Source organism: Luteibacter sp. UNC138MFCol5.1 (assembly GCF_900110505.1).
Taxonomy (GTDB): domain Bacteria; phylum Pseudomonadota; class Gammaproteobacteria; order Xanthomonadales; family Rhodanobacteraceae; genus Luteibacter.
The window spans coordinates 1-22,701 of the sequence record NZ_FODZ01000006.1 but is presented as its reverse complement, the minus strand read 5'-3'; the positions used below and the strand labels follow the sequence as shown (position 1 = coordinate 22,701).

The 22,701-nt window shown below is 67.2% G+C and carries 26 protein-coding genes; 20 read left to right on the top strand and 6 right to left on the bottom strand.

From position 1 onward, the window contains the following. Nucleotides 1-59: 59 nt before the first annotated feature. Nucleotides 60-299 carry a hypothetical protein gene (locus BMY69_RS15960; RefSeq protein ID WP_090057001.1) on the bottom strand — a complete coding sequence of 80 codons (240 nt, stop codon included), beginning with the start codon at nucleotides 297-299 and terminating at the stop codon, nucleotides 60-62. 204 nt (nucleotides 300-503) lie between these two features. Here BMY69_RS15960 and BMY69_RS15955 point away from each other — a divergent pair, with 204 nt between their 5' ends. From BMY69_RS15955 to BMY69_RS15935, 5 genes are all read left to right on the top strand, one after another. Continuing rightward, the gene (locus BMY69_RS15955) at nucleotides 504-782 is read left to right on the top strand and encodes a hypothetical protein (protein ID WP_090180085.1); all 279 of its coding nucleotides are present in this window, start codon (nucleotides 504-506) and stop codon (nucleotides 780-782) included. Nucleotides 783-873: 91 nt separating this feature from the next. Next, nucleotides 874-2,187: a two-component system sensor histidine kinase NtrB gene (locus BMY69_RS15950; protein WP_090180083.1), complete on the top strand. Its 1,314-nt coding sequence runs from the start codon at nucleotides 874-876 to the stop codon at nucleotides 2,185-2,187. An 81-nt stretch (nucleotides 2,188-2,268) separates the two neighbouring features. Further along, nucleotides 2,269-3,123, top strand: a complete 855-nt coding sequence (gene motA, locus BMY69_RS15945) for a flagellar motor stator protein MotA (RefSeq protein WP_090057007.1) — start codon at nucleotides 2,269-2,271, stop codon at nucleotides 3,121-3,123. Nucleotides 3,124-3,129: 6 nt separating this feature from the next. Next, nucleotides 3,130-4,140, top strand: coding sequence for a flagellar motor protein MotB (gene motB / locus BMY69_RS15940; protein WP_090180080.1), 1,011 nt, complete (start codon nucleotides 3,130-3,132; stop codon nucleotides 4,138-4,140). 77 nt (nucleotides 4,141-4,217) lie between these two features. Beyond that, nucleotides 4,218-4,445, top strand: coding sequence for a hypothetical protein (locus BMY69_RS15935; protein WP_139206110.1), 228 nt, complete (start codon nucleotides 4,218-4,220; stop codon nucleotides 4,443-4,445). Nucleotides 4,446-4,453: 8 nt separating this feature from the next. On the opposite strand, the gene murU is transcribed toward BMY69_RS15935, so the two are convergent. Then, nucleotides 4,454-5,131, bottom strand: coding sequence for an N-acetylmuramate alpha-1-phosphate uridylyltransferase MurU (murU, locus tag BMY69_RS15930; RefSeq protein WP_090180077.1), 678 nt, complete (start codon nucleotides 5,129-5,131; stop codon nucleotides 4,454-4,456). After that, on the bottom strand, nucleotides 5,128-6,138 hold the full coding sequence (locus BMY69_RS15925; RefSeq protein ID WP_090057016.1) for an aminoglycoside phosphotransferase family protein: 1,011 nt from the start codon (nucleotides 6,136-6,138) through the stop codon (nucleotides 5,128-5,130). The genes murU and BMY69_RS15925 overlap by 4 nt, the downstream gene beginning before the upstream one ends. A gap of 253 nt (nucleotides 6,139-6,391) precedes the next feature. On the opposite strand from BMY69_RS15925, the gene BMY69_RS15920 reads away from it, so the two are divergent. Genes BMY69_RS15920 through BMY69_RS15910 form a run of 3 tightly spaced genes read left to right on the top strand, consistent with a single transcriptional unit; the run spans nucleotide 6,392 to nucleotide 8,897 of the window. Then, entirely contained in the window at nucleotides 6,392-7,996 is a 1,605-nt protein-coding gene (locus BMY69_RS15920) for a flavin monoamine oxidase family protein (protein WP_090180075.1), read from the top strand. Continuing rightward, nucleotides 7,993-8,403: a c-type cytochrome gene (locus BMY69_RS15915; protein WP_090180072.1), complete on the top strand. Its 411-nt coding sequence runs from the start codon at nucleotides 7,993-7,995 to the stop codon at nucleotides 8,401-8,403. The genes BMY69_RS15920 and BMY69_RS15915 overlap by 4 nt, the downstream gene beginning before the upstream one ends. Before the next feature lie 2 nt (nucleotides 8,404-8,405). Beyond that, nucleotides 8,406-8,897 carry a RidA family protein gene (locus tag BMY69_RS15910; RefSeq protein WP_090180070.1) on the top strand — a complete coding sequence of 164 codons (492 nt, stop codon included), beginning with the start codon at nucleotides 8,406-8,408 and terminating at the stop codon, nucleotides 8,895-8,897. A 52-nt stretch (nucleotides 8,898-8,949) separates the two neighbouring features. On the opposite strand, the gene BMY69_RS15905 is transcribed toward BMY69_RS15910, so the two are convergent. Continuing rightward, nucleotides 8,950-10,263 (bottom strand): ammonium transporter, encoded by a 1,314-nt coding sequence (locus BMY69_RS15905; protein ID WP_090057024.1) that lies wholly within the window; start codon nucleotides 10,261-10,263, stop codon nucleotides 8,950-8,952. Then, complete coding sequence (locus BMY69_RS15900) at nucleotides 10,253-10,591, bottom strand: P-II family nitrogen regulator (protein WP_090057026.1); 339 nt, start codon at nucleotides 10,589-10,591, stop codon at nucleotides 10,253-10,255. The genes BMY69_RS15905 and BMY69_RS15900 overlap by 11 nt, the downstream gene beginning before the upstream one ends. Before the next feature lie 331 nt (nucleotides 10,592-10,922). Here BMY69_RS15900 and BMY69_RS15895 point away from each other — a divergent pair, with 331 nt between their 5' ends. From BMY69_RS15895 to BMY69_RS15865, 7 genes are all read left to right on the top strand, one after another. Beyond that, nucleotides 10,923-11,375: an SUF system Fe-S cluster assembly regulator gene (locus BMY69_RS15895; RefSeq protein WP_090057028.1), complete on the top strand. Its 453-nt coding sequence runs from the start codon at nucleotides 10,923-10,925 to the stop codon at nucleotides 11,373-11,375. 14 nt (nucleotides 11,376-11,389) lie between these two features. Continuing rightward, nucleotides 11,390-12,850: a Fe-S cluster assembly protein SufB gene (gene sufB, locus BMY69_RS15890; protein WP_090057137.1), complete on the top strand. Its 1,461-nt coding sequence runs from the start codon at nucleotides 11,390-11,392 to the stop codon at nucleotides 12,848-12,850. A gap of 84 nt (nucleotides 12,851-12,934) precedes the next feature. Continuing rightward, on the top strand, nucleotides 12,935-13,720 hold the full coding sequence (gene sufC, locus BMY69_RS15885; RefSeq protein ID WP_090057140.1) for a Fe-S cluster assembly ATPase SufC: 786 nt from the start codon (nucleotides 12,935-12,937) through the stop codon (nucleotides 13,718-13,720). Next, nucleotides 13,717-15,042 (top strand): Fe-S cluster assembly protein SufD, encoded by a 1,326-nt coding sequence (sufD, locus tag BMY69_RS15880; RefSeq protein ID WP_090180067.1) that lies wholly within the window; start codon nucleotides 13,717-13,719, stop codon nucleotides 15,040-15,042. The genes sufC and sufD overlap by 4 nt, the downstream gene beginning before the upstream one ends. Before the next feature lie 17 nt (nucleotides 15,043-15,059). Beyond that, nucleotides 15,060-16,307, top strand: coding sequence for an aminotransferase class V-fold PLP-dependent enzyme (locus BMY69_RS15875; protein WP_090180065.1), 1,248 nt, complete (start codon nucleotides 15,060-15,062; stop codon nucleotides 16,305-16,307). Nucleotides 16,308-16,346: 39 nt separating this feature from the next. Then, on the top strand, nucleotides 16,347-16,895 hold the full coding sequence (locus tag BMY69_RS15870; protein WP_177191203.1) for a GNAT family N-acetyltransferase: 549 nt from the start codon (nucleotides 16,347-16,349) through the stop codon (nucleotides 16,893-16,895). Then, nucleotides 16,892-17,206: a non-heme iron oxygenase ferredoxin subunit gene (locus BMY69_RS15865; protein WP_090180062.1), complete on the top strand. Its 315-nt coding sequence runs from the start codon at nucleotides 16,892-16,894 to the stop codon at nucleotides 17,204-17,206. Before BMY69_RS15870 ends, BMY69_RS15865 begins: the two co-directional genes overlap by 4 nt. Nucleotides 17,207-17,213: 7 nt before the next feature. Here BMY69_RS15865 and BMY69_RS15860 read toward each other — a convergent pair whose 3' ends face one another. Then, the gene (locus BMY69_RS15860) at nucleotides 17,214-17,978 is read right to left on the bottom strand and encodes a MipA/OmpV family protein (protein WP_090180060.1); all 765 of its coding nucleotides are present in this window, start codon (nucleotides 17,976-17,978) and stop codon (nucleotides 17,214-17,216) included. 134 nt (nucleotides 17,979-18,112) lie between these two features. Between BMY69_RS15860 and BMY69_RS15855 the strand changes: the two genes are divergently transcribed. From BMY69_RS15855 to BMY69_RS15835, 5 genes are all read left to right on the top strand, one after another. Then, nucleotides 18,113-18,829 (top strand): MtnX-like HAD-IB family phosphatase, encoded by a 717-nt coding sequence (locus BMY69_RS15855; RefSeq protein ID WP_255364585.1) that lies wholly within the window; start codon nucleotides 18,113-18,115, stop codon nucleotides 18,827-18,829. Next, nucleotides 18,826-20,229 (top strand): aspartate aminotransferase family protein, encoded by a 1,404-nt coding sequence (locus BMY69_RS15850; RefSeq protein WP_090180055.1) that lies wholly within the window; start codon nucleotides 18,826-18,828, stop codon nucleotides 20,227-20,229. Before BMY69_RS15855 ends, BMY69_RS15850 begins: the two co-directional genes overlap by 4 nt. Before the next feature lie 17 nt (nucleotides 20,230-20,246). After that, complete coding sequence (locus tag BMY69_RS15845) at nucleotides 20,247-21,311, top strand: GNAT family N-acetyltransferase (RefSeq protein WP_090180052.1); 1,065 nt, start codon at nucleotides 20,247-20,249, stop codon at nucleotides 21,309-21,311. Beyond that, nucleotides 21,289-22,146: an arginase family protein gene (locus BMY69_RS15840; protein WP_090180049.1), complete on the top strand. Its 858-nt coding sequence runs from the start codon at nucleotides 21,289-21,291 to the stop codon at nucleotides 22,144-22,146. Before BMY69_RS15845 ends, BMY69_RS15840 begins: the two co-directional genes overlap by 23 nt. Before the next feature lie 276 nt (nucleotides 22,147-22,422). Beyond that, nucleotides 22,423-22,701 (top strand): transposase (locus BMY69_RS15835; protein WP_090180046.1); only part of this gene is annotated, 279 nt, incomplete at its 3' end.

The window sequence follows — 22,701 nt, the reverse complement described above, 5'->3', positions numbered from 1 at the left end:
GAAAAAAAAGGCCCGTCGCGAGACGGGCCTTTTTCTTGAGCCATCCCTCATCCCTGGGATCAGAAATCGTCACCGTCCTCGGTGGCGCCTTCGGCGTCGTTGGCCAGAGTGACCACGACGTACGCGGAGCCGACCAGTGATGCGCAGAGCCAGGCGTAGACCATCTGGATGCCCGTCCTCGGGATCGCGGCCGCCACCTGCGGCGCGAGTGCCAGGCCGACGATGCCGGCCAGGGCGAGTACGGATGCGACGGCCCACGCAAGACGCCGGGACGGCGACGCGGTGGTGATGAGGTTCATGCTGCGGTGCCCCTTTGTTTCCCCTGTTTCGCGACGCCGTGAAGACGGCGTGACGTCGCTTGACGTACGGAATACCGTAGAACGACGCATGAGGCAAGTGCGAGGTTGTTCAACATTGTATTGATTGATAAGGCTTTTTGTGCGGGAAATGGGCCAAGCCTCTGGCTGAGCTAGACTTTCCGTTCCTTACGAGGCATCGGCCCCATGGCAGCACGCGACTTTCCCCGTTTCACCCTCACCAGTGGCGCGACCCGAGAGGGTTCCCGCTATACCGCCCTGCTGATCTCGCAGCCCGCGGACGGTGGCTACCCAAGCTATTTCGCCGTCTACGAGAACCGCAGTTTCCGCGACGAGGCGAGCGCGGCGCAGGCGGCCGAGAAAGCCCTGGGACTGGTTCTCGGCGTCGAGGACGACGGGGCGCCCGTGTTCGCCGAGGGCGAAACCGGCTTCGATGACGATGTCGACGCCCAGGCGGAACGCTGATCCGGCGACCGTCGTGAAAATTCCGTCTTGACAGCGACCCGTGGCGCGGCGCGTCATATCCCTCATTCAGGGTGACGAGCGGCTATACGCCATGAGTGATTGGGACGGGCGGTACCGGCAGTTCGTGGAGGCTTCCTCCGACTGCATGAAGGAACTGGACCGTGACGGCGTGATTCGCTTCGTGGCGGGCCTCGGTTGCGCGGCCCTCGCGCCCGAGGGAGCCGATCGGCTCATCGGACGGCACTGGCTGGAGCTCTGGCCGCCCGAAGCGCAGGACATGGTCGCGCGCGTCCTCGATCGCGCGGCTGCCGGCGAGCGTGTCGACTTCGTCGGATCGCGCAACCCCGGCGCCGGATCCGCGCGCTGGTGGGAGGTGATGGTCGCGCCGGTCGTGGCCGACGACGAGCTCGATCACTTCATCGTCATCAGCCGGGACGTCACGGAGCGCGTCGAGCTGCAGGCGTCCCTCGAATCGATCATCGAGATCATGCAGGACCGCCTCAACCAGACGGTCGCGAGCACCGCCACCGCTTCCACCCGTTACGGCACGCTGATGGAACGGCTCGAGTCCGAGCACGGCGCGAGGCGGGATGCGGAAAGCCGGCTGGCGGGTGTTCGCGAGCAGCTCGACATGGCCAACCGGGCGCGGCAGCTGGCGGAGGCGGGCGCCCGGCAGGCCCAGAAACAGCAGGCCATCGGCCAGCTCGTCAGCGGCATCGCCCATGACTTCAACAACATGCTGCAGACGGTGATCGTGAGCCTCTCCGGCCTGCAGGACGACTGCGAGGAGCTCGCGCCGCGCCACCGCCGGATGGTCACCTACGCGGTGGAAGGCGCGCGGCACGCCACCGCGCTCACCCGCCGGCTGCTCGCCTTCGCCCGCAACCAGCACTCGCAACCCGAGGCGGTGGACCTCGGCGATCTGGTGATGGCCTTCGCCGACTTCGCCCGCCATGCGCTCGGAGGGCGCGTGGGGGTCGAGGTGTTCCGCCAGCCGGGGGCGCTACCCGTGTGGGTCGACCGTCACGGCCTGGAGCAGGCCCTGATGAACGTGTGCCTCAACGCGCGCGACGCGATGGACGGGTTCGGCCAGGTGGTGGTCGAGGTCGGCGAGCGCGAGGGAGGCCCCGTGCTATCCGAGTTCGCCCGGGACGCCGCGACGTACCGCCAGGTTTTCGTCAGCATCGCGGACACCGGCGGGGGCATGCCGGAGGAGGTCCGGCAGCGCCTCTTCGAGCCCTACTTCACGACGAAGGAAGGCGGCTCCGGGCTGGGCCTCGCCCAGGTCTACGGCACGGTGGCGCAGGCCGGCGGCGGTGTGGAGATCGAGAGCGAAACCGGCGTCGGGACGCGCATCCGGCTGGTCTTCCCGCGCTACCCCGGGCCCCTCGATGGCGAGGAGTGAAAGCTGCCAAAAAGACATGGTGCACCGCCTCAATTTCGTCCCGGCCCTGCCGATATGTGAAAGGACTGGGAGGAAGTAGTCATGTTGGTCATCATCGGTTCCATCGTCGTCCTGGTCTCCGTACTGGGCGGTTATGTGCTTTCGCACGGCGAAATCGCCGCGCTCTGGCAGCCTTACGAGCTGCTCATCATCTTCGGTGCCGCCCTGGGCGCGTTCGTGAGTGCGAACTCCATGGACGTGGTGAAGGGTTCGGCACGCGACGCGCTGGCCCTGTTCAAGGGCCCGAAGTACCGCAAGCAGGATTACATCGACCTCCTGTCCCTGCTCTATGACATCTTCACGAAGATGCGCAAGGAAGGTCAGCTGGGCATGGAGGCGCACATCGAGGATCCGGCGAACAGCTCGCTGTTCTCGGCGTACCCGCGCCTGGTCGCCGAACACCACCTGATCGACTTCATCACCGATTGTCTGCGCCTCATCGTCGGCGGCAGCATGGACCCGCACGAGCTCGAGCAGCTGCTCGAGGTCGAGCTCGAAACGCACCACCACGAGGCCATGGTGCCCGCGCTCGCGGTGCAGAAGATGGCCGACGCGCTGCCGGGCTTCGGCATCGTGGCCGCGGTGCTGGGCATCGTCATCACGATGAAGTCGATCGATGGCGACGCGGCCGTCATCGGCGAGCATATCGCGGGTGCGCTGGTCGGCACGTTCCTCGGCATCCTGCTGTCCTACGGCTTCATCGGCCCGCTCTCGGCGGCGATGGAAGCCCGCGTGAACACCGACGGCAAGGCCTTCGAGTGCGTCAAGGTCGCGCTCATGGCGAACCTGCGCGGCTACAACCCGATGGTGTCGGTGGAGTTCGCGCGCAAGTCGCTGAAGTCGAGCAGCCGCCCGTCCTTCCAGGACCTCGAAGCCCATCTCAAGGCGGCCCGGTAAACGGTCATGAGCGACCTGAAGCAGATCATCGTCGTCCGCAAGAAGCGGGGCGGGGGCCACGGTCACCATGGCGGGGCATGGAAGGTCGCCTACGCGGACTTCGTCACCGCCATGATGGCGTTCTTCCTCGTGATGTGGCTCGTCGGCGCGGGCACGAAGCAGCAGCGCGCCGCCATCTCGGAATACTTCAAGAACCCCAGCATGACGCCAGGTCAGTCGACCATGGCGCCTTCGGGCAAGATGGGGCCGGGCGGTGCGAGCACGAGCATGATCAAGCTCGGCGGCGCGCTCGACCTCCCCAAAGGCCCGGGCGACCAGCAGGCGTTCGCGAAGCCGAGCGCCGCCGAGATCGACAAGCAGGCGAAGGCGCAGGAGAAGCGCCGCCTCGAACAGCTGATGCGGGACCTTCAGGAGGCCATCGCGAAGAGCCAGGCCATGGCCCCGTACAAGGATCAGTTGCTGCTCGACATCACGTCGGAAGGCCTGCGCATCCAGATCGTGGACAAGCAGAACCGCCCGATGTTCGATACCGGCAGCGGCGTGATGAAGAACTACACCGTGCAGATCCTGCACGAGCTGGCAGGCTTCGTGAACCAGGTACCGAATGCGATCAGCATCTCGGGCCACACGGACAGCGCGCGCTACGTGAGCGCGGACAGCGCGTACGGCAACTGGGAACTCTCCGCCGATCGCGCGAACGCCGCGCGTCGCACGCTCGTCGAAGGCGGCATGCAACCGGACAAGGTCGCGCGCGTCGTCGGGTTGGCCGCATCGGTGCCCTTCGACAAGGCCGATCCGGCATCGGCGATCAATCGCCGCATCAGCATCGTCGTCATGACGAACGAAGCGCGGAAAGCCGCGTTGTCGTCCGACGTCGTGGCGGAGCCGGTGTCACCCGAGGCGCCGGCGCATCCGGCGGAGGCCGAGCATGTCGGCGCGGGCATGCCCGGCACGCCCGGGCCGGCGACGAATGCCGCCCCGGCCAACACGGTCGCCCACGTCGGCGACGGCGGTTAGGCCGGACAGCCATCGTCCGGTCACTTGCAACCGTCATCTTCCCCCGGCAGTATCGAGGCACAGGGGAGGGAGACGCAGTGGAAAATCACAGTAAGTACCGGGTAGTCGCCAAGGCGGTGAAGCACCATGGCGACGCGGGCGAGCAGCTCTACCGCAGCAGCTACCGCATCCTCGATCACATCGGCGAAGAAATCGAAGCGGGGACCGGGTCCCACGACTTCGCCGACATCACCAGCGCCTTCAACGAAGCTTTCACTCTCGGACACGAGCGCTTGCGCGAACTCGGCGTCGAGACGGTGCAGTAAGCGATCGTCTATCGACCGACGGCGCCGCGCAGCTCGTCGAGCTGCGCGGGTGTCCCGACATTTCGCCAGAAGCCGTCGAAGCGTTCGCCGGCGAGGCGGCCTTCCGCCATCGCCTTGCGATACATGGGCAGCAGCTTGAAGCGCCCGGGCGCTTCGTTTTCCACGATCTCACGGCGATACACGCCGACGTTGCCGAACGTCAGGCGCTCCGCGCCGTCCGGACCCTCGCCCTCGAACAACCGTCCCGCTGCCAGCGCGAAGTCGCCGGCCGGATGGAAATCCGGGTTGGGAACCATGACGAGGTGCGCGACGCCCGTTGGCTCGCGGGGAAGCGCGGCATAGTCGATGTCGCTCCAGATGTCCGCGCTCACGACGATGAACGGTTCCGGTCCCAGCAGGGGCAGGGCGGCCAGCATGCCGCCTCCGGTTTCCAGCGGCGTCGGACCTTCGTACGAATAACGGATGCGGACGCCCCAGCGCGAACCGTCGCCCAGCGCGTCGGGAAACTGATTGGCGAGATGCGACGTGTTGATCACGATGTAGCGCACGTCGGCGGCGACGAGCTTCTCGATGTGATGCACGATGAGCGGCTTGCCGGCCACCTTGAGCAGCGGTTTGGGTGTCCGTTCCGTCAGCGGACGCATGCGCTCGCCGAGCCCGGCGGCAAGGATCAGCGCGTGCCTCATGCGTCGCGCGCCACGGTGATGTCGCGACCGCCGATCTTCGCCTCGATGTAGTCGGCCAGCGGCGCGACGTCGGCGTGGCGGCGCGCGGTGTCGAGCACGTAGCGCAGCACGCGCGGCAGATCGGCGAGGTAGCCGGGCTTGCCGTCGCGGTAATGCAGGCGACAGAACAGTCCGAGGATCTTGATATGCCGCTGCAGGCCCGTGAGGTCGAACCAGCGACGGAAACGATCGGTGTCGACCGTCTCGTCGATCAGTCGCGCATCGAGCAGGCGCAGGCGGTAGGCTTCCACCCAGCCTTCCACGCGTTCGTTGTCCCACACGATGTACGCGTCGCGCAGCAGCGAGGCGAGATCGTAGGTGATCGGCCCGGACATCGCCCCCTGGAAATCGATGATGCCCGGCGAGCGCTCGTCCGTCACGAGCAGGTTGCGGCTGTGATAATCGCGGTGCATGAAGGCACGCGGCTGTTCGGCGATGACATGCATGATCGCGGTGAAGGCCTGCTCGACGACGTCCCACTCCTCGCAGGCGACGTCGACCCCGAGGTGCTCCTGCAGCAGCCAGCGCGGCATGATCTCCATCTCCATGGTCTGCCATTCACGGTTGAAGGCGGGCAGGCCTTCGGTGTCCATGTGCAGCTGCATGCGCAGGAGCGCGTCGAGCGCGTCGCCGTAGAGTGCGTCGACGGTGCCGTCGTTCAGTTCGGGCAGGTAGGTGCGCGTGCCCAGGTCTTCGATCAGCAGGAAGCCGCGCGCCGCGTCCGCCACCATCACCGTGGGGACGTGGAGGCCCGCGTCGGCGAGCCGCTTGCCGATGGCGATCCACGGCGCGGGATCTTCCTTCTCGGGCGGCGAATCCATGACGATGACCGGCTGGCCGTCGACGTGACCGCGCCAGTAGCTGCGGAAGCTGGCGTCGGAGGAGGCCGGTTCGAGGACGAGGGTGGCGTCGCCGGTGGCTTCGCGAGCCCAGGCGAGACGTGCGGCGGAACGGTCGGTGGCGGTCATGCGGTCTTCGCGTATGCGGTGCTGCGCACGAGCTTAGAGCCTTTGCCCGCAGGTGTCAGCGACGGTCGTGGGAGCGGACCTGGCCGCGACGCCTTTGAGGCCGTGAGCCACAGGGCCTGTTGTTCTTCGCGAAAAGCTGTCGCGGCCAGGTCCGCTCCCACAACGCTTCGACCGCCACATCTGCTCGAACCCCAGTTGTTCCGCAGCGCAACATCTGGGATGCTGCCGACAGGGGTTCCTTCGGGGTGATGCGATGGCGAACGAGACGAGCACGGCTTCCCTCACGCGCCGCGATCTGTTGCGCATGATCGGACTCGCCGGCGGGGGCGCGGTGATGTACCAGGCGATGAGCAGCCTCGGTATCGCCGCCGAATCGACCTACCAGCGGCCCCCACCGCTGCAGGGCACGGGGAAGGGCACCGTGCTGGTTCTGGGTGCGGGCCTCGCGGGTCTCGTCGCCGCTTACGAGCTCGGGAAAGCGGGCTACAAGGTCAAGGTGCTCGAATACAACGCGCGCGCCGGGGGCCGTACGTGGACGCTGCGAGGCGGCGACACCTTCACGGAGCTCGGTGGGCATCGCCAGGTTTGCCGTTTCGACGACGGCCTGTACTTCAACCCGGGACCCTGGCGGCTCCCGTATCACCATCACGGCATCCTCGATTACTGTCGACGCTTCGGCGTGACGCTCGAACCGTTCCTGCAGGTGAACCAGAACGCGTACATCTACGGCAAGGACGCGTTCGGCGGCAAACCCCAGCGCATGCGCGAAGTGCAGGCGGACTTCCATGGCGGTATCGCCGACCTGCTCGCCAAGGTCGCGGGGAAGGGCGGCCTCGACGACCTCGTGAGCAAGGAAGATCGGGAAATCCTCCTCGAATCGCTCCGCCAGTTCGGCGGCCTCGACGCGCAGTATCGCTACGTGCAGGGACCGGACAGCAGCGCGCATCGCGGGTACGCGAAAGACGCCGGTGGCGGCCCCGACGGCGCGCCGAAGTTCTCGAAGCCGGTGGGCTTGTCCGACGTGCTCAACGCCCGCTTGTGGACGGGACTGGGGATGGCCGAGATCTACGATTACCAGCCGACGATGCTCCAGCCGCGCGGCGGCATGGATGCGATCGCGAAGGCGTTCGTGCGCGAGATCGGCGATGGTGTGATCCAGTACGACGCGAAGGTCACGGCGATAGCCCAGGACGATCGCGGCGTCACGGTCAGCTACGAGGACACCAGGACACCGGGCGCCACGCGTCAGGAGAAGGCGGACTGGTGCGTCTGCACGATCCCGCTGTCGATCCTCAGCCAGATTCCGATCCAGGTCTCCGCCGCGAAGCAGGCGGCGATCGCGGCCGTGCCGTACATGTCGTCGTCCAAGGTAGGCCTCCAGTTCAAGCGGCGCTTCTGGGAGGAGGACGACGCGATCTATGGCGGCGTGACCATGACCGACCTGCCGATCGGCATGATGGCCTACCCGAGCCACGGCATCGGCACGAAGAAAGGCGTGATGCTGGCCTCGTACGCGTTCTTTCTCGAGGCCTACGAATTCACGTCGCTCGATCCGGAGACGCGCATCCGCAAGACCATCGAGTACGGCGCGAAGGTGCATCCGCAGTTCCCCGAGGCGTTCGAGAACGGGATGGCGGTGGCGTGGCATCGCGTTCCGTCGACGCTCGGCTGCTTCGGCTGGTGGACGGACGACGCACGCGAGAAACATTACGCGGACATCTGCTCGATGGACGGCCGCATCGTGCTCGCCGGCGAGCACGCTTCCTACCTGCCCGCGTGGCAGGAAGGAGCCATCCTTTCATCCCTCGCGGCCATCGACATGCTGCATCGTCGCGCCGTCAACGGAGCAGGCGCATGAAGCCGCTGGCATTCGTCCTACTCGCGGTCGCCTCGGGTGCGTCGGCGCAGTCCATGGATCCGACCTTCATCGACCAGAAGCACGCGGCGCAGGTCACCGGCGAGCAGATCTTCCAGCACATCTGCCAGGGCTGCCACATGCCCGACGCGAAGGGTGCGGTCGGCGCCGGGCACTATCCAGCACTTGCGAACAATCCAAAGCTGGCCGCGCGGGCCTATCCTGTCGCGATGGTCATGGGCGGCCGCGGCGGCATGCCGCCGTTCGGCATGCTGCTGACCGACGCACAGGTGGCCGACGTCGTGAACTACGTGCGCACGCATTTCGGCAACCACTACAGCGACGCCCTCACGGCCGACGACGTCAAGCCGTTCCGTCCACCGACCCCGACCCCTTCCCGAGGCCACTGACCATGACCCGATCGATTCTCGTCGCCGCCACGCTCATCGCCATGGCCGCGCCCGTCGCCGCATCCGATGTGGTGCGGCACAAGCTGCCCAACAGCAACTTCCCCATCGCCGGCGCCGTCGAAGTGCCCGCGGGCAAGACGCTGGTGTTCGTCAGCGGCGCCGTTCCTCCGATCGCCGATGCGAACGCGCCCAAGGACAGCATCCAGGCCTACGGCGACACGAAGACGCAGGCGCTCGGCGCGCTCGGCAATATCGAAAAGCAGCTCAAGGCCATCGGCCTGACCATGGGCGACGTGGTGAAGATGCAGGTCTTCCTCGTCGGCGATCCGGCGAAGGGCGGCAAGCTCGACATGGCCGGCTTCACCGCCGCGTACAGCCAGTACTTCGGCACCGCCGCGCAGCCGAACCTGCCCGCACGCTCCACCATGCAGGTCGCCGCCCTCGTCAGCCCGGCGTTCCTGGTGGAGATCGAGGTCACGGCCGTGCGGCCGTGAGCTTCTGGGCGAAACGCCCGGTCGCCGCCGGGCGTTTCGCGAGACGCATCGCTCAGGACAGGTTGTAACCACGTTCCTCGTGCAGCGCGATGTCGAGGCCGATCTGTTCCTGTTCCTCGTCGACGCGCAGGCCCATCGTCACGGCGATGCCCTTGAAGATCGCGTAGCTGAGCACGGCGCTGTAGACGACGGTGAACGCGACGCCCTTGAACTGGATCCACAGCTGCAGGCCGAGTTCGGTCACGGTGCCGAAGCCGCCGAGCGCGGGCGCGGCGAGCGGGCCGGTGAGCAGGGCGCCGAGGATGCCGGCGACCGCGTGCACGCCGAAGACGTCGAGCGAGTCGTCGTAGCCGAAGTAGCGCTTCATGCGCGTGGCGCAGAAGAAGCAGACCACGCCGGCGACGAGGCCGAGCACGAGCGCGCCGCCCGGTCCGCAGGTGCCCGCCGCGGGCGTGATGGCGACGAGGCCCGCGACCGCGCCAGAAGCGATGCCGAGCACGCTGGGGCGGCGATGCGTGAGCCATTCCACGACGGTCCAGCCGATCGCCGCGGCGGCGGTGGCGATCTGCGTCACGAGCATAGCCATGCCGGCGCTGCCGTTGGCCGCGACGGCGGAGCCGGCGTTGAAGCCGAACCAGCCGAGCCAGAGCATGCTCGCGCCAACCAGCGTGTAGCCGAGGTTGTGCGGCGGCATGGGCGTGGTCGGATAGCCGCGGCGCTTGCCGATCACGAGGCAGCCGACCAGGCCCGCGATGCCCGCGTTGATGTGCACGACGGTGCCGCCGGCGAAGTCGAGCACGCCCAGGTCGCCGAGGAACGAACCGGGGCCGCCCCAGACCATGTGCGCCACGGGCAGATAGACGAGCGTGAACCACAGCGCGGTGAACACGAGCAGCGCGGAGAATTTCATGCGCTCGGCGATCGCGCCGACGATGAGCGCCGGCGTGATGATCGCGAACGTCATCTGGAACATCACGAACACCGCTTCGGGGATCGTGTTGTAGAGGGAGCCGGGCGCGAGACCCGCGAGCATGGCGTGGCCGAAACCGCCGACGAACGAATGCAGGTTGGTCGTTCCGGCGCTCATGCCGCTGGCGTCGAACGCGACGGAGTAGCCGTAGACCACCCACAACACGGTGACGAGCGCGGTGATCGCGAAGCACTGCATCAGCACGGAGAGCAGGTTCTTCGCCCGCACCATGCCGCCGTAGAAGAGGGCGAGGCCCGGAATCGTCATCAGCAGCACGAGCATGGTCGCCGTGAGCATCCAGGCGGTGTCGCCCGAATCGAGCTTCGGCGTCGCGGCCTGCGCGAACGCGAGCGACGGGAGGAGGGCGGGCAGGGCGAGCAGCGATTTAGAGCGCATCGGCGTCGACCTCCTGCGTGCGGATGCGGATCGCCTGCTCGAGGTCGATCACGAAGATCTTGCCGTCGCCGATCTTGCCCGTGCGCGCCGCAGTGCCGATCGCCTCGACCGCGCGTTCCACCTGATCGTCGGTGACGGCGATCTCGATCTTCAGCTTGGGCAGGAAGTCCACGACGTACTCGGCGCCCCGATAGAGCTCGGTATGCCCATGCTGGCGCCCGAACCCCTTCACCTCCGTCACCGTCATCCCCTGGACCCCCACCTCGGCGAGCGCCTCGCGCACGTCGTCCAGCGTGAAGGGCTTGATGATCGCGTTGATCCATTTCATGGCTGCGTTTCCCCGTTGGCTGGCCTGGGAAGGTGAGAGCAGGATGCGTGCCAGCCGGCGGAGGCCTTGTGCGGTGCGGCATCCGGCGCCCGCAGCCGCCGACTTGCACCGCATCGATACCTCGATTACCCAAGACTGGTGCAATGTCGCGCTGTAGGAGCGGACCTGGCCGCGACGCCGTTAGCCTCGGTTTACAATCTCGCGCGCTAGCTCCAGGGCCTCCGCGAAAAGCCGTCGCGGCCAGGTCCGCTCCTACGAGCGCGAGCGCCGCGTTGCAACGCGGGAGCGAAAACAGTACCATTTTGGTCTGGTTTCCAAGACCCCTTCCCCGATGCTCCGTGTCAGCCGACTGACCGACTACGCGACGGTGGTGATGACCTGCATCGCCGCGCACCCCGACGACGTTCTGAGCACCGCCCAGATCGCCGAAGAGGCGCGCCTCGAACTGCCCACCGTCTCAAAGCTCCTGAAGCTGCTCGGCCATGCCGGGCTGGTGGAGTCGTTCCGCGGCGTCAACGGTGGGTACCGCCTCGCGCGGCCGGCGGAGGCGATCAGCCTCGCCGACATCGTGGTGGCGATGGAAGGCCCGATCGGCATGACCGAATGCAGCACGGCCCATGGCCAGTGCGATCGCCAGTCGCAGTGCGGCGTCAGCGGCAGCTGGCGGTCCGTCTCCGGCGCGATCGACAACGTGCTGCGCGGCATGACGCTGGCACAGATGCTGGCCGCGCGCCCCAAGGCGCCGGCCATGGACGCGGTCCCCACCGCGCAGGCGAACGTATGAACGAGAGCGAGAACATGACACGCGAAGTGGCAGCGCCGGTGCGCGACAACGCCGAGGTCGAAGCGGCACTCAACCGCCGTTACGAGGCCGGCTTCGTCACGGACATCGAGTCCACCAGCCTCCCGCCGGGCCTGAGCGAGGACATCGTCCGCCAGCTCTCCGCGATCAAGGGCGAGCCGGAGTGGATGACCGAGTGGCGCCTCGCCGCCTACCGCCACTGGCTGACCATGCCGGAGCCCGACTGGGCCAAGCTCGACATCGCGCCCATCGATTACCAGGGCGTCAGCTACTACTCGGCGCCCAAGGCGGGTCCGAAGTCGCTCGACGAGGTCGATCCGAAACTCCTGGAAACCTACGAGAAGCTCGGCGTGCCGCTGCACGAGCGCGCGAAGCTCGCGGGCGTGGCCGTCGACGCGGTGTTCGATTCCGTCTCGGTCGGCACCACCTTCCGCAAGGAGCTGGCCGAAGCGGGCGTGATCTTCTGCTCGATGTCCGAGGCCATCCGCGAGCATGGCGACCTGGTGCGCGAGTACCTCGGCAGCGTGGTGCCCGTCGGAGACAACTACTTCGCCGCGCTGAACTCGGCCGTGTTCTCCGACGGCAGCTTCGTGTTCATCCCCAAGGGCGTGCGCTGCCCGATGGAGCTGTCGACGTATTTCCGCATCAACGCGATGAACACGGGGCAGTTCGAGCGCACGCTGATCGTGGCGGAGGACGACTCCTACGTGTCCTACCTCGAAGGCTGCACCGCGCCGATGCGCGACGAAAACCAGCTCCACGCGGCCGTCGTCGAACTGGTCGCGCTCGAGCGCGCGCAGATCAAGTACTCCACCGTGCAGAACTGGTACCCCGGCGACGAGAACGGCGTCGGCGGCATCTACAACTTCGTGACCAAGCGCGGCGACTGCCGCGGCGCGGATTCCAAGATCAGCTGGACGCAGGTGGAGACCGGCTCGGCCATCACGTGGAAGTATCCCAGCTGCGTGCTGCGCGGCGACCGCTCGGTCGGCGAGTTCTATTCGGTGGCGCTGACGCATCACCGCCAGCAGGCCGATACCGGCACCAAGATGATCCACATCGGCAAGGGCACGAAGTCGAAGATCGTCGCCAAGGGAATCAGCGCCGGCCGCAGTTCGAACAGCTACCGCGGCCTCGTGAAGATCGAGAAGGGCGCGGACGGCGCACGCAACTACACGCAGTGCGATTCGCTGCTCATCGGCAAGAAGTGCGGTGCGCACACGTTCCCGTACATGGAAGTGAAGAACCCGGGCGCCATCGTGGAGCATGAGGCCACCACCTCGAAGATCTCGGACGACCAGCTGTTCTACTGCCTCTCGCGCGGCATCGGCGAGGAAGACGCCGTGTCGATGATCGTCGATGGCTTCTGCAAGCAGGTCTTCCGCGAATTGCCGATGGAATTCGCCGTCGAGGCGAAGAAGCTTCTCGAAGTATCGCTCGAAGGCGCGGTGGGCTGAGCCAGCCCATCCCTCGCCCCGTCACCGCGCTCGCAGCGCGTTCGTAAACCACGCCCCGATTTCCTGGACCGCCACGTCATGCACATGCTCAAGATCGACAACCTCCACGCCCGCGTCGAAGGCAAGGAGATCCTCAAAGGCCTCTCCCTCGACGTCCGTCCGGGCGAAGTGCACGCCATCATGGGCCCGAACGGCGCCGGCAAGTCCACCCTCGGCAACGTGCTGGCGGGACGCGATGGCTACGAGGTCACGCAGGGCTCGGTCGAATTCGCCGGTCGCGACCTGCTGGCGCTGGAGCCCGAGGAACGCGCGGCGGTCGGCGTCTTCCTGGCCTTCCAGTACCCCGTCGAAATCCCCGGCGTGAACAACACGTACTTCCTGCGTGCCGCGCTCAACGCGCAGCGGAAGTTCCGTGGCGAGGACGAACTCGACTCCATGCGCTTCCTCAAGCTCGTGCGCGAGAAGCTCAAGGTGATGCAGATCTCCGACGAGCTCCTGCACCGCGCGGTGAACGAAGGCTTCTCGGGTGGCGAGAAGAAGCGCAACGAGATCTTCCAGATGGCGGTGCTCGAGCCGAAGCTGGCGATCCTCGACGAGACCGACTCCGGCCTCGACATCGACGCGCTCAAGCAGGTCGCGGAGGGCGTGAACGCCCTGCGCTCGCCGGATCGCTCGTTCGTCATCGTCACCCATTACCAGCGCCTGCTCGACTACATCCAGCCGGACTTCGTCCATGTGCTGGCGGGTGGGCGCATCGTCGAAAGCGGCGACAAGGATCTCGCGCTGAAGCTCGAGGAGCAGGGCTACGCCTGGCTCGCCGAGAAGCACCCGGAACTGCGCAAGGCCGATCTCGCGGGAGAGCCGGCATGACGAGCGCGCCGTCCCCGTTCGTGCGGGCGGCGCTCGATGCCGCCGCCGCGCTTCCCGGTACCGGCATCGCATGGCTGGATGCCGCGCGTCGCGAGAATCTCGATGCATTCGCCGCGGGTGGACTTCCCGAAAGCCGTGAAGAGGCCTGGAAATACACGCCGCTGCGCGCGCTCGCGCAGCGCGGGCTCGCGCTTGCCGACCGCGAAGCCGCGGCCGCGCTCGCCGTCGACGCGGCGCGCCTCGCCCTGCCGGGTGTCGACGGCGACCGCGTCGTCTTCGTCGACGGCACCTTCCGCGCCGATCTTTCGTCGCTGACGGGCGCGACCGGCGTCTCGCTGGAGCCGCTCGCCGCCGCGCTGGCGCGGAATCCGGAGCCGTTGCGCTTCGCGCTCGCCAACCGTTACCGGCATGGCGCCGCGGACGCGTTCGCGCACCTGAACGCCGGTCTCGCCGTCGACGGCCTCGTGCTCCGCGTCGCGGACGGCGTCGCCGCCACGAAGCCCGTGCACGTCGTGCACGCGTCGAGCGGTACCCAGCCCGACACGTCCTGGCACGTGCGCCTGCTGATCGAGGTCGGCAAGGACGCCAGCGTGGACGTGATCGAGCACTACGTGACACTGGGCGATGCCAAGCAGCTGGGCACGGTCGTATCGGACATCGTCGTCCGGGAGAACGGCCGGCTTGGTTTCGTGCTGTTGCAGGACGCCTCGTCGGCGACGACGCTCGTCCGGCGCAACCATGCGCGTCTCGACGCGGGTGCCGCGGCGACCGTGCACGCGCTGGAACTGGGCGGTGCGCTGGTCCGCCACGAGCTTCAGGCCGAACTCAACGGCGACGGCGCGCGCTTCGATTCGCGCGGTGTGTTCGCCCTCGCGGGGCGCCAGCACGTCGATACGCAGCTCGAAGTGCGTCATCAGGCGCGCGATACGTCCTCCGACGCGTTGTGGCGCGGCATCGCCGACGGCCGTTCGCGCGGCGTGTTCCGCGGCGCGATCGTGGTCGCCGAAGGCGCCGACGGCACCGATGCCTCGTTGAGCAACAAGAACCTCCTCCTTTCCGGCCAGGCCGAGATCGACACGAAGCCCGAACTCGAGATCTACGCCGACGAGGTCAAGGCCGCGCATGGCGCGACCATCGGCCAGCTGGACGAGCGATCGCTGTTCTACCTGCGTTCGCGCGGTATCCCCCTGGTCCAGGCGCGCAGCCTGCTGACGCTGGCCTTCTGCCGCGCGGCGCTGGAGTCGCTGCCGAACGAGGCGCTGCGCGACCATCTGGGCGAATTGCTGGTGGCGCACCTGCCGACCGGCCCCGCCGCCGAATGAGCCCCACGGAGCCCGCCATGAACGCCAAGCCCGAGACCCTCGCCGCGCCGCTGGACGTCGAGCGCATCCGCGCCGACTTCCCGCTGCTGTCGCGCACCGTGCACGGCAAGCCGCTCATCTATTTCGACAACGCCAACACGGGGCAGAAGCCGCTGGCGGTGATCGAAGCCGTCGATCGGCATTACCGCGAGCACAACGCGAACGTGTCGCGCGCCGTGCACCTGCTGGGCGAGGAGGCGACGGCGGCCTACGAGGGCGCCCGTGACGCCATCGCGCGGTTCATCAACGCGCCGTCGCGCGACGAGGTGATCATGACCTCGGGCACGACGCAGTCGATCAACCTCGTGGCGTACAGCTACCTCATGCCCCGGCTGAAGGCCGGCGACACGATCCTGACCACGGTGATGGAACACCACGCCAACATCGTGCCGTGGCAGCTCGTAGCCGAGCGCACCGGCGCCACGGTCAAGGCGGCACCCATCGACGAGAACGGCGAGCTGATCGTCGAGGCCTTCGTCGAGATGCTGACGCCGGACGTGAAGCTCGCCTGCGTGACGCATGTATCGAACGCCCTGGGCACGGTCAATCCCATCCGCGAGATCGCCCGCGAGTGCCGCAAGCGCGGCATTCCGCTGCTGGTCGACGGCTCGCAGGCGGCGCCGCATCGCGCGATCGACGTGCAGGCGCTGGGCTGCGACTTCTACGCGATCACCGGGCACAAGATGCTCGCCCCGACCGGCACCGGCGCGCTGTGGGCGAAGCGCGAGCACCTGATGGCGATGCCGCCGTTCTTCGGTGGTGGCGAGATGATCCGCGAGGTGCGCTTCGAGGGCACGGTGTTCGCGGATCCGCCGCACCGTTTCGAAGCCGGCACGCCGAACATCGCGGGTTTCGCCGGCGTCTCCGCGGCCATCGGCTACCTGGAAGGCATTGGCTTCGAGCGCATCAAGGCGTACGAGCAGGAGCTGCTCGCGTACGCGACCGACGCGATGGACGCCATTCCCGGCCTGCGCATCTTCGGGCGCGCGAAGGAAAAGGAACCGGTGATCTCGTTCCTGATCGAGGGAGCGCACGCGAACGACATGGCCACGCTGCTCGATCTGCAGGGCGTCGCCGTTCGTTCGGGGCACCATTGCGCGCATCCCCTGATGCAGTTCTTCGGCGTGCCCGCCACGCTGCGCGCGTCGCTGGCGTTCTACAACACCAAGGCCGAGGTCGACGCGTTCGTCGAGGCGATCGCGCGGGTGCGCAAGCTGTTGCTCTGAGCGTCGTCGCTTCGGTCGATTCGCCGATCGTATCGGCGAATGACCTACAATCCGGCGATGGACCCCAAGCACACTTTCCGCCAGGCCACCGCCGCCGACGCCCCGCTCATCGCGGCGCTGGTCGAATCGGCCTACCGCGGCGACGCCAGCCGCGTCGGCTGGACCACCGAAGCCGACTTCCTCCACGGCCGTCGCACCGACGTCGACGAGATCGAAACCCTGCTGGCCGGCGAAACCGGCCGCTTCGTGCTTTTCGAACGGAACGGCGCGGTCCTCGCCTCCTGCTACATCGAACGACGCGAGCGCACCTGCTACTTCGGCATGTTCTCCGTGCATCCGCCCGCCCAGGGCACGGGCATCGGCCGCCTCGTGATCGAGGAGGTGGAGCGCATCGCCCGCGAGGAATGGACTTGCGGCCAGGTGGAAATGACGGTGATCGACATCCGCGCCGAACTCATCGCGTGGTACGAACGGCGCGGCTATCGCCGCACCGGACGCCACGGCGCGTTTCCGTACGGCGACGAACGCTTCGGCATTCCCCAGCGCGACGACCTGCGCTTCGAATACCTCGTGAAGGACCTCGCATGAACGGCTGGGTGAGGGTCGGCACGCGCAGCGAACTGCTGCCGGGCGAATTCCGGGTGGTGTGGGACGGCGACACGGCCATCGCCGTGTACAACGTCGACGGCGATCTCTACGCCATCGAGGACGTCTGCACGCATGACGGTGGCGAGCTCGCCGGTGGGCCGGTCGTCGGTCACGAGGTGGAGTGCGTGCGCCACGGCGCGCGTTTCGACCTGCGCACGGGCGCCGTGACCTGCCCGCCGGCCTATGAACCGGTGACCGTGTTCCCGGTCCGCGAATCCGACGGCGCCATCTGGACCCGTGACGACCGCTGAGCCGTCGTCAGAAGTGATAAACGAACGCCAGCGTCTCGGTCACCTGTCGCGTCGACCCGAAGCGGCGGACGAGCGGGCTGTCTCCCGCATCGCCGAATAGACGTCCATACGACACCGCCAGCGCGAATCCGGTGTGCTGCGACGTCGGAACGAAGGCGTCGTACTCCACGTTGGCGGATTGCCAGCCCGCACCCGGTCGCCAGGTGGAGGTGCCCAGCGCCGCGGCCTCGCCGGGCCTGACGCCGAAGAAACGCCGCATCGCGGGCCCGTTCATGCCTTCCACCTGCACCTCGAGCGAGTGCTGGATGTACCACACGTCCGGTAGCTGATAGTCGGCATAAACCGCGGCGTACCCGCCCGCGCCGTCCGTGTCGTGCGCGACGTGGGTCCCGACGCTGAAGCGCTTGTCGAACGCGTATTCGAGATACCCGCCGGCCTGGAAGCGGGGCGAGAGCGAGGCGACCTTGCCACCCAGCGGACCGAGGTCGCCGCGCGTGCGGCCCCAGAGCCAGTTGCCGTAGGCCCCGCCGTGCCAGTGCTCGCCACCGATCGCGTCGAGCGTGAGCCCGTCCGCCGTGGATAGCTCGCCGACGCCGGGGAGGTCGATGTCCACGTACGGGATCGCCTGGGTGCGCTGGTCCTTCGCGCCTTGCCACGACGGCATGCGCTGCGCGCCGGCGCCGAACGCGTAGGTCGGGGCGTCATCGTCGGCCGCGTGCGCGGCGAACGGGGCCAGGAGCAGGGCGGCGATGGCGGGGCAGGAACGACGCATGGGGGTGTTCAGCGCGGGGGACGAGCGCGAGCGTGGCACGCAAAGCCTTACGAAAGGCTTTCGAAAACGGGAAAGGGGTTCGAAAGGATGTACGCCTAGGCTCCGTCTCCATGTTGGCCGATGGCGCAGACGACGTGCTCACCACTCCTTCCTGGAACATCCTGTGCGATTTCGACGGCACGATCGCCGTCGAGGACGTGATCGACTCGCTGCTCGACCGCTACGGCCGCCCCGGCTGGGAAGTGCTCGAGCGCGACTGGCGCGCCGGGCTCATCGGCTCGGCCGCCTGCATGGCCGGACAGGTGGCGCTCCTCGACATGAGTCGCGAGGAACTGGCCGGTCACCTCGATGGCCTCCACATCGACCAGGGTTTCGCCGCCTTCGTCGCGGCGACGATCGAGCACGGTATCCCGATGGAAATCGTCAGCGACGGCCTCGATCACGCGATCCACGCCATCCTCGCGCGACACGGCATCGACGGCCTGCCGACCGTCGCCAACCGCCTCGCGCAGTCGGACACGCGCGCATGGACGCTGACCTCTCCCTTCGCCGCGGACGGCTGCCGCAGCGGTACGTGCAAATGCGCGCGCGTCGACGCCGCGCGCCGTCGCGGCGGGAAGACGCTCCTCATCGGCGATGGCGCGTCCGACTTCTGCGCCGCCGATCGCGTCGACTTCGTCTTCGCCAAGAACCGCCTGATCGAACATTGCCGCGCCGCCGGCATCCCATACGCCCCTATCGCCAGCTTCGACGAAGCGCTGTCGTTGCTTCCCGACCTTCTCGACGGGCGCCTGCCGCCGCGAACCGTCATGCCCCTCCACGCGGCGAGCATTCAGGAAATTCCCGCATGAACATCCTCACCAAGCAACCCGAACTGGTCATCGACGACGCGACGCTGCTCGCGGACGAGGCGAAGTACTGCTCGTTCGGCGACACGGTCCACTACGTCGACCCGCCGAAGATCTTCCGCCACGCGGAAGGCAGCTACATCTACGACAGCGAGAACATCCCGTTCCTCGACCTGCAGATGTGGTACTCGGCCGTGAACTTCGGTTACGGCAACAAGCGTCTGAACGATACGCTGAAGGCCCAGATCGACCTGTTGCCGCAGGTGGCCAGCCAGTACCTGCACCAGGGCAAGATCGAGCTCGCGAAGACGATCGCCGTGGACGCGAAGCGTAAGTTCGGCCTCGACGGCCGCTGCCACTTCAACGTCGGTGGCGCGCAGGCGGTGGAGGATTCGCTGAAGCTGGTCCGCAACGCGCGCGGCGGCAAGAGCCTGATGTTCGCATTCGAAGGCGGTTACCACGGGCGCACGCTCGGCGCGTCCTCGATTACGTCGAGCTATCGCTACCGCCGCCGCTTCGGCCACTTCGGTGAGCGCGCCCAGTTCATTCCGTTCCCGTATCCGTTCCGCCGCCCGAAGGGCATGACGCCGGAAGAGTATTCCGACGCGTGCGTGCGCCAGTTCGAGCGCCTGTTCGAGACCGAATACAACGGCGTGTGGGATCCGAAGGTCAACGAGGCCGAGTACGCCGCCTTCTACGTCGAGCCGATCCAGGGCACCGGCGGATACGTGATCCCTCCGAAGAACTTCTTCATCGACCTCAAGAAGGTGCTCGACAAGTACGGCATCCTGATGGTGGTCGACGAGATCCAGATGGGCTTCTGGCGCACCGGCAAGCTGTGGTCGATCGAGCATTTCGGCGTGACGCCCGACGTGATCGTGTTCGGCAAGGCCCTGACCAACGGCCTCAACCCGCTCTCGGGCATCTGGGCACGCGAGGAACTGATCAATCCGACGATCTTCCCGCCGGGTTCGACGCATTCGACGTTCAACTCCAACCCGCTCGGCACGGCCCTCGGCCTGGAAGTGATCCGCATGGGTGACGAGCTCGACTACGAGACGAAGGTGGCGGAGAAGGGCAGGCACTTCCTCGACGGTCTGCGCGATCTGCAGAAGCGTCACAAGGAGATCGGCGACGTCGATGGCCTCGGCCTGGCCCTGCGCGCCGAGATCTGCACGGACGACGGTTTCACGCCGAACAAGGCCCTGCTCGATCGCATGGTCGACATCGGCCTGGCCGGCGGTCTCACTCACGAAGGCAAGAAGATCGGTCTCGTGCTCGATGTCGGCGGCTGGTACAAGAACGTGATCACGTTCGCCCCGTCGCTCGACATCAGCCACGAGGAAATCGACCTCGCCATCGCGCTGCTCGACCAGCTCCTGACGCTGGCCAAGCGCGGCTGATACCCGGCAGCCAGCCGATGGCATTCGTGAACCAGCTCGAGCCGGATGGTTTGCTCGGGCACTTCGAGCGCCATCCGCCGCAGGGCTTCACGCCCGTTCGCGCGGCGGATGGCGCGCCACTTTTCGTGGCGCCCTTCGATCTTCTGACCACCGCCGACGACGACCTGCGCCGGCGCGTGGATGCGTCGCCCTTCCGCGGTTGGCTCCGCCGGTTGCTGACCCTGCGCACGTGCTTCGCGGGTACCACCGTTTCCGAGTACGCGTTGTTCGACGTCCGGCACGATCCCGCCGCGGTTCCGCGTGCCTGGGCGCGCGAGCAAGGAAGGCGGCAGCCGTTGTTCATCGTCAAGGACATCGCGCTGGACTCGCCGTTGACGTCGCCGGCCGAGCGCGCCTGGACGGCGCGTTTCGTGGACGCCGCGCGCGACGCCGGTTACGTCATGGTCGAAGGCCAGGCGCTGGCCTACGTGCCCATCGATTTCGCCTCGATCGACGAGTATCTGGCGCGGCTCTCGTCGTCCCGCCGGAAGAACCTGCGCCGCAAGCTGCGTTCGCGCGATGGCCTGCAGGTGGACGAGATGGCCACGGGGCCGGCGTTCGCGGATGACGGCATCGTGGATGCCTTCTACGCGCTCTTCGAGAACGTGCACGCGCAGAGCGACATCCATTTCGACAAGCCGACCCGCGAATTCTTCGCGGCCGTGCTGCGCGACGCCGGAGGGCTCGTCTTCACGTACCGCGTGAACGGCGAGCTGATCGGCTGGAACCTCTGCTATGAACATGCCGGCAAGCTGCTCGACAAGTACGTGGGCTTCGCCTATCCCGCCGCCCGGGACGCCGACCTCTACTTCGTCAGCTGGTTCGTGAACCTCGAGTACGCGCTGCGCCGCGGCCTGTCGCATTACGTCGCCGGCTGGACCGACCCGGCCGTGAAGGCGTCGCTCGGCGCCCGCTTCCACCTCACCCGTCATGCGGTCTACGTGCGCAACCCGTTGCTCAGGGCCGTACTTCGCCGCTTCGCGCACCGGTTCGAAGCGGACAGCGCCTGGGGAGCATCCGATGCGATCGCCGATCGTTCTTGATCTGGACGACTCCGTCGGACCGTTGCCCGGCGGATCGATCGTGTCCCTGCGCGCGTGGGAAGAGGCGATCCGTTTCGGTTGTTCGCTGCGTTCGCTGCGTCATCTCGTCACCGCGATCGGTCCGGTCCTTCCACGCGAGCACGGCACCGTGTTCCTGGGCAGCGGCGACTTCCATCACCTGACCTGGCCGCTGGTCGAGCGCGTGCCCGGTGACGGGCCCCTTCAGGTCGTGGTGCTCGACAACCATCCGGACAATATGCGCTTTCCTTTCGGCGTGCACTGCGGCTCGTGGGTCCGGCGCGTCGCGATGCTTCGCCGCGTGTCGCAGGTGCACGTCGTCGGCATCACGTCGCAGGACATCGGGCGCGCGCACGCGTGGGAGAACTACCTCGGCCCGCTGCGGTCAGGAAAACTCACCTACTGGTCGACCGGCGTCGACGTGAGCTGGGCTTCCCGGCTCGGCCTGGCCGCGCGTTTCCGTGCCTTCGCCGACGCACGGTCGCTCGTAGACGCGTTCGTGGGCAGCCAGCGCGGGCAGAAGGAACCGGTCTACCTGTCGATCGACAAGGACGCGTTCGCGCCGGAAGTCGCGATGACGAACTGGGACCAGGGCGTGATGACCGAAGCGGATGGCGCGGCGATCATCGGGGCGCTGCGGGATCGCATCGTCGCCAGCGACGTCACCGGTGAGATATCCCTCTACCGGTACCGCACCTGGTGGAAGCGCCGCCTCAGCGCGATGGACGGCCAGTCGGAACCGGACGCGGCCATGCTGCGCGAGTGGCAGGCGCAGCAGCATTCGTTCAACCTGCGGCTGCTATCCCTGCTCAAGTAGGAGCGCGCGGTGCGCGCGACATCTTTTGAGGCCGTGAGCCTCAGGTCCTGCGGCGGCTCGCGAAAACATGTCGCGCGCAGGGCGCGCTTCTACGGTGGATGAGCCCGAACGGCAGGCGTGTCACCCACACGTCGAGGCCGAGCAGGATCGTCGCGGTCCGGTGGAGGCGATGCCGAGAGACCGATGGCGGTCAGCACGCCCAGGTAGGAGCGCGCCTGTAGTGTCCGGGTATTTCTGGACCACCGAGTAGGAGCAAAATCTCCTGCGAGGTGATCCATGGGATACAAGAAGATTTCGTCGGCTCTGAAGGCCGAAGCGGTCCGACTGGTGGTCGAGGCGGGGCATTCCCCGCCTGAAGCGGCCCGGATGATGGGTATTGGCCCGACGGCGCTGCGTCGTTGGGTCGAGCAATATCGGGAACGACAGGCCGCCATGCCGTCCACGACGGCAGAGCAGCAGCTCCTTATCGAGCAGTTGCGAGGCCAGCTGGAGGCATCGGAGAAGGCGCGCGCGGCATTGGCTGAGGAGCGCGACGTTCTAAAAAAACAGTTGCCC

What these genes read in the sequence shown, in the direction of transcription:
- BMY69_RS15960 (WP_090057001.1), bottom strand. Translation starts at nt 299, where the DNA reads ATGAACCTCATCACCACCGCGTCGCCGTCCCGGCGTCTTGCGTGGGCC.
- BMY69_RS15955 (WP_090180085.1), top strand. Translation starts at nt 504, where the DNA reads ATGGCAGCACGCGACTTTCCCCGTTTCACCCTCACCAGTGGCGCGACC.
- BMY69_RS15950 (WP_090180083.1), top strand. Translation starts at nt 874, where the DNA reads ATGAGTGATTGGGACGGGCGGTACCGGCAGTTCGTGGAGGCTTCCTCC.
- motA (WP_090057007.1), top strand. Translation starts at nt 2,269, where the DNA reads ATGTTGGTCATCATCGGTTCCATCGTCGTCCTGGTCTCCGTACTGGGC.
- motB (WP_090180080.1), top strand. Translation starts at nt 3,130, where the DNA reads ATGAGCGACCTGAAGCAGATCATCGTCGTCCGCAAGAAGCGGGGCGGG.
- murU (WP_090180077.1), bottom strand. Translation starts at nt 5,131, where the DNA reads ATGAGGCACGCGCTGATCCTTGCCGCCGGGCTCGGCGAGCGCATGCGT.
- BMY69_RS15925 (WP_090057016.1), bottom strand. Translation starts at nt 6,138, where the DNA reads ATGACCGCCACCGACCGTTCCGCCGCACGTCTCGCCTGGGCTCGCGAA.
- BMY69_RS15920 (WP_090180075.1), top strand. Translation starts at nt 6,392, where the DNA reads ATGGCGAACGAGACGAGCACGGCTTCCCTCACGCGCCGCGATCTGTTG.
- BMY69_RS15915 (WP_090180072.1), top strand. Translation starts at nt 7,993, where the DNA reads ATGAAGCCGCTGGCATTCGTCCTACTCGCGGTCGCCTCGGGTGCGTCG.
- BMY69_RS15910 (WP_090180070.1), top strand. Translation starts at nt 8,406, where the DNA reads ATGACCCGATCGATTCTCGTCGCCGCCACGCTCATCGCCATGGCCGCG.
- BMY69_RS15905 (WP_090057024.1), bottom strand. Translation starts at nt 10,263, where the DNA reads ATGCGCTCTAAATCGCTGCTCGCCCTGCCCGCCCTCCTCCCGTCGCTC.
- BMY69_RS15900 (WP_090057026.1), bottom strand. Translation starts at nt 10,591, where the DNA reads ATGAAATGGATCAACGCGATCATCAAGCCCTTCACGCTGGACGACGTG.
- BMY69_RS15895 (WP_090057028.1), top strand. Translation starts at nt 10,923, where the DNA reads ATGCTCCGTGTCAGCCGACTGACCGACTACGCGACGGTGGTGATGACC.
- sufB (WP_090057137.1), top strand. Translation starts at nt 11,390, where the DNA reads ATGACACGCGAAGTGGCAGCGCCGGTGCGCGACAACGCCGAGGTCGAA.
- sufC (WP_090057140.1), top strand. Translation starts at nt 12,935, where the DNA reads ATGCTCAAGATCGACAACCTCCACGCCCGCGTCGAAGGCAAGGAGATC.
- sufD (WP_090180067.1), top strand. Translation starts at nt 13,717, where the DNA reads ATGACGAGCGCGCCGTCCCCGTTCGTGCGGGCGGCGCTCGATGCCGCC.
- BMY69_RS15875 (WP_090180065.1), top strand. Translation starts at nt 15,060, where the DNA reads ATGAACGCCAAGCCCGAGACCCTCGCCGCGCCGCTGGACGTCGAGCGC.
- BMY69_RS15870 (WP_177191203.1), top strand. Translation starts at nt 16,347, where the DNA reads ATGACCTACAATCCGGCGATGGACCCCAAGCACACTTTCCGCCAGGCC.
- BMY69_RS15865 (WP_090180062.1), top strand. Translation starts at nt 16,892, where the DNA reads ATGAACGGCTGGGTGAGGGTCGGCACGCGCAGCGAACTGCTGCCGGGC.
- BMY69_RS15860 (WP_090180060.1), bottom strand. Translation starts at nt 17,978, where the DNA reads ATGCGTCGTTCCTGCCCCGCCATCGCCGCCCTGCTCCTGGCCCCGTTC.
- BMY69_RS15850 (WP_090180055.1), top strand. Translation starts at nt 18,826, where the DNA reads ATGAACATCCTCACCAAGCAACCCGAACTGGTCATCGACGACGCGACG.
- BMY69_RS15845 (WP_090180052.1), top strand. Translation starts at nt 20,247, where the DNA reads ATGGCATTCGTGAACCAGCTCGAGCCGGATGGTTTGCTCGGGCACTTC.
- BMY69_RS15840 (WP_090180049.1), top strand. Translation starts at nt 21,289, where the DNA reads ATGCGATCGCCGATCGTTCTTGATCTGGACGACTCCGTCGGACCGTTG.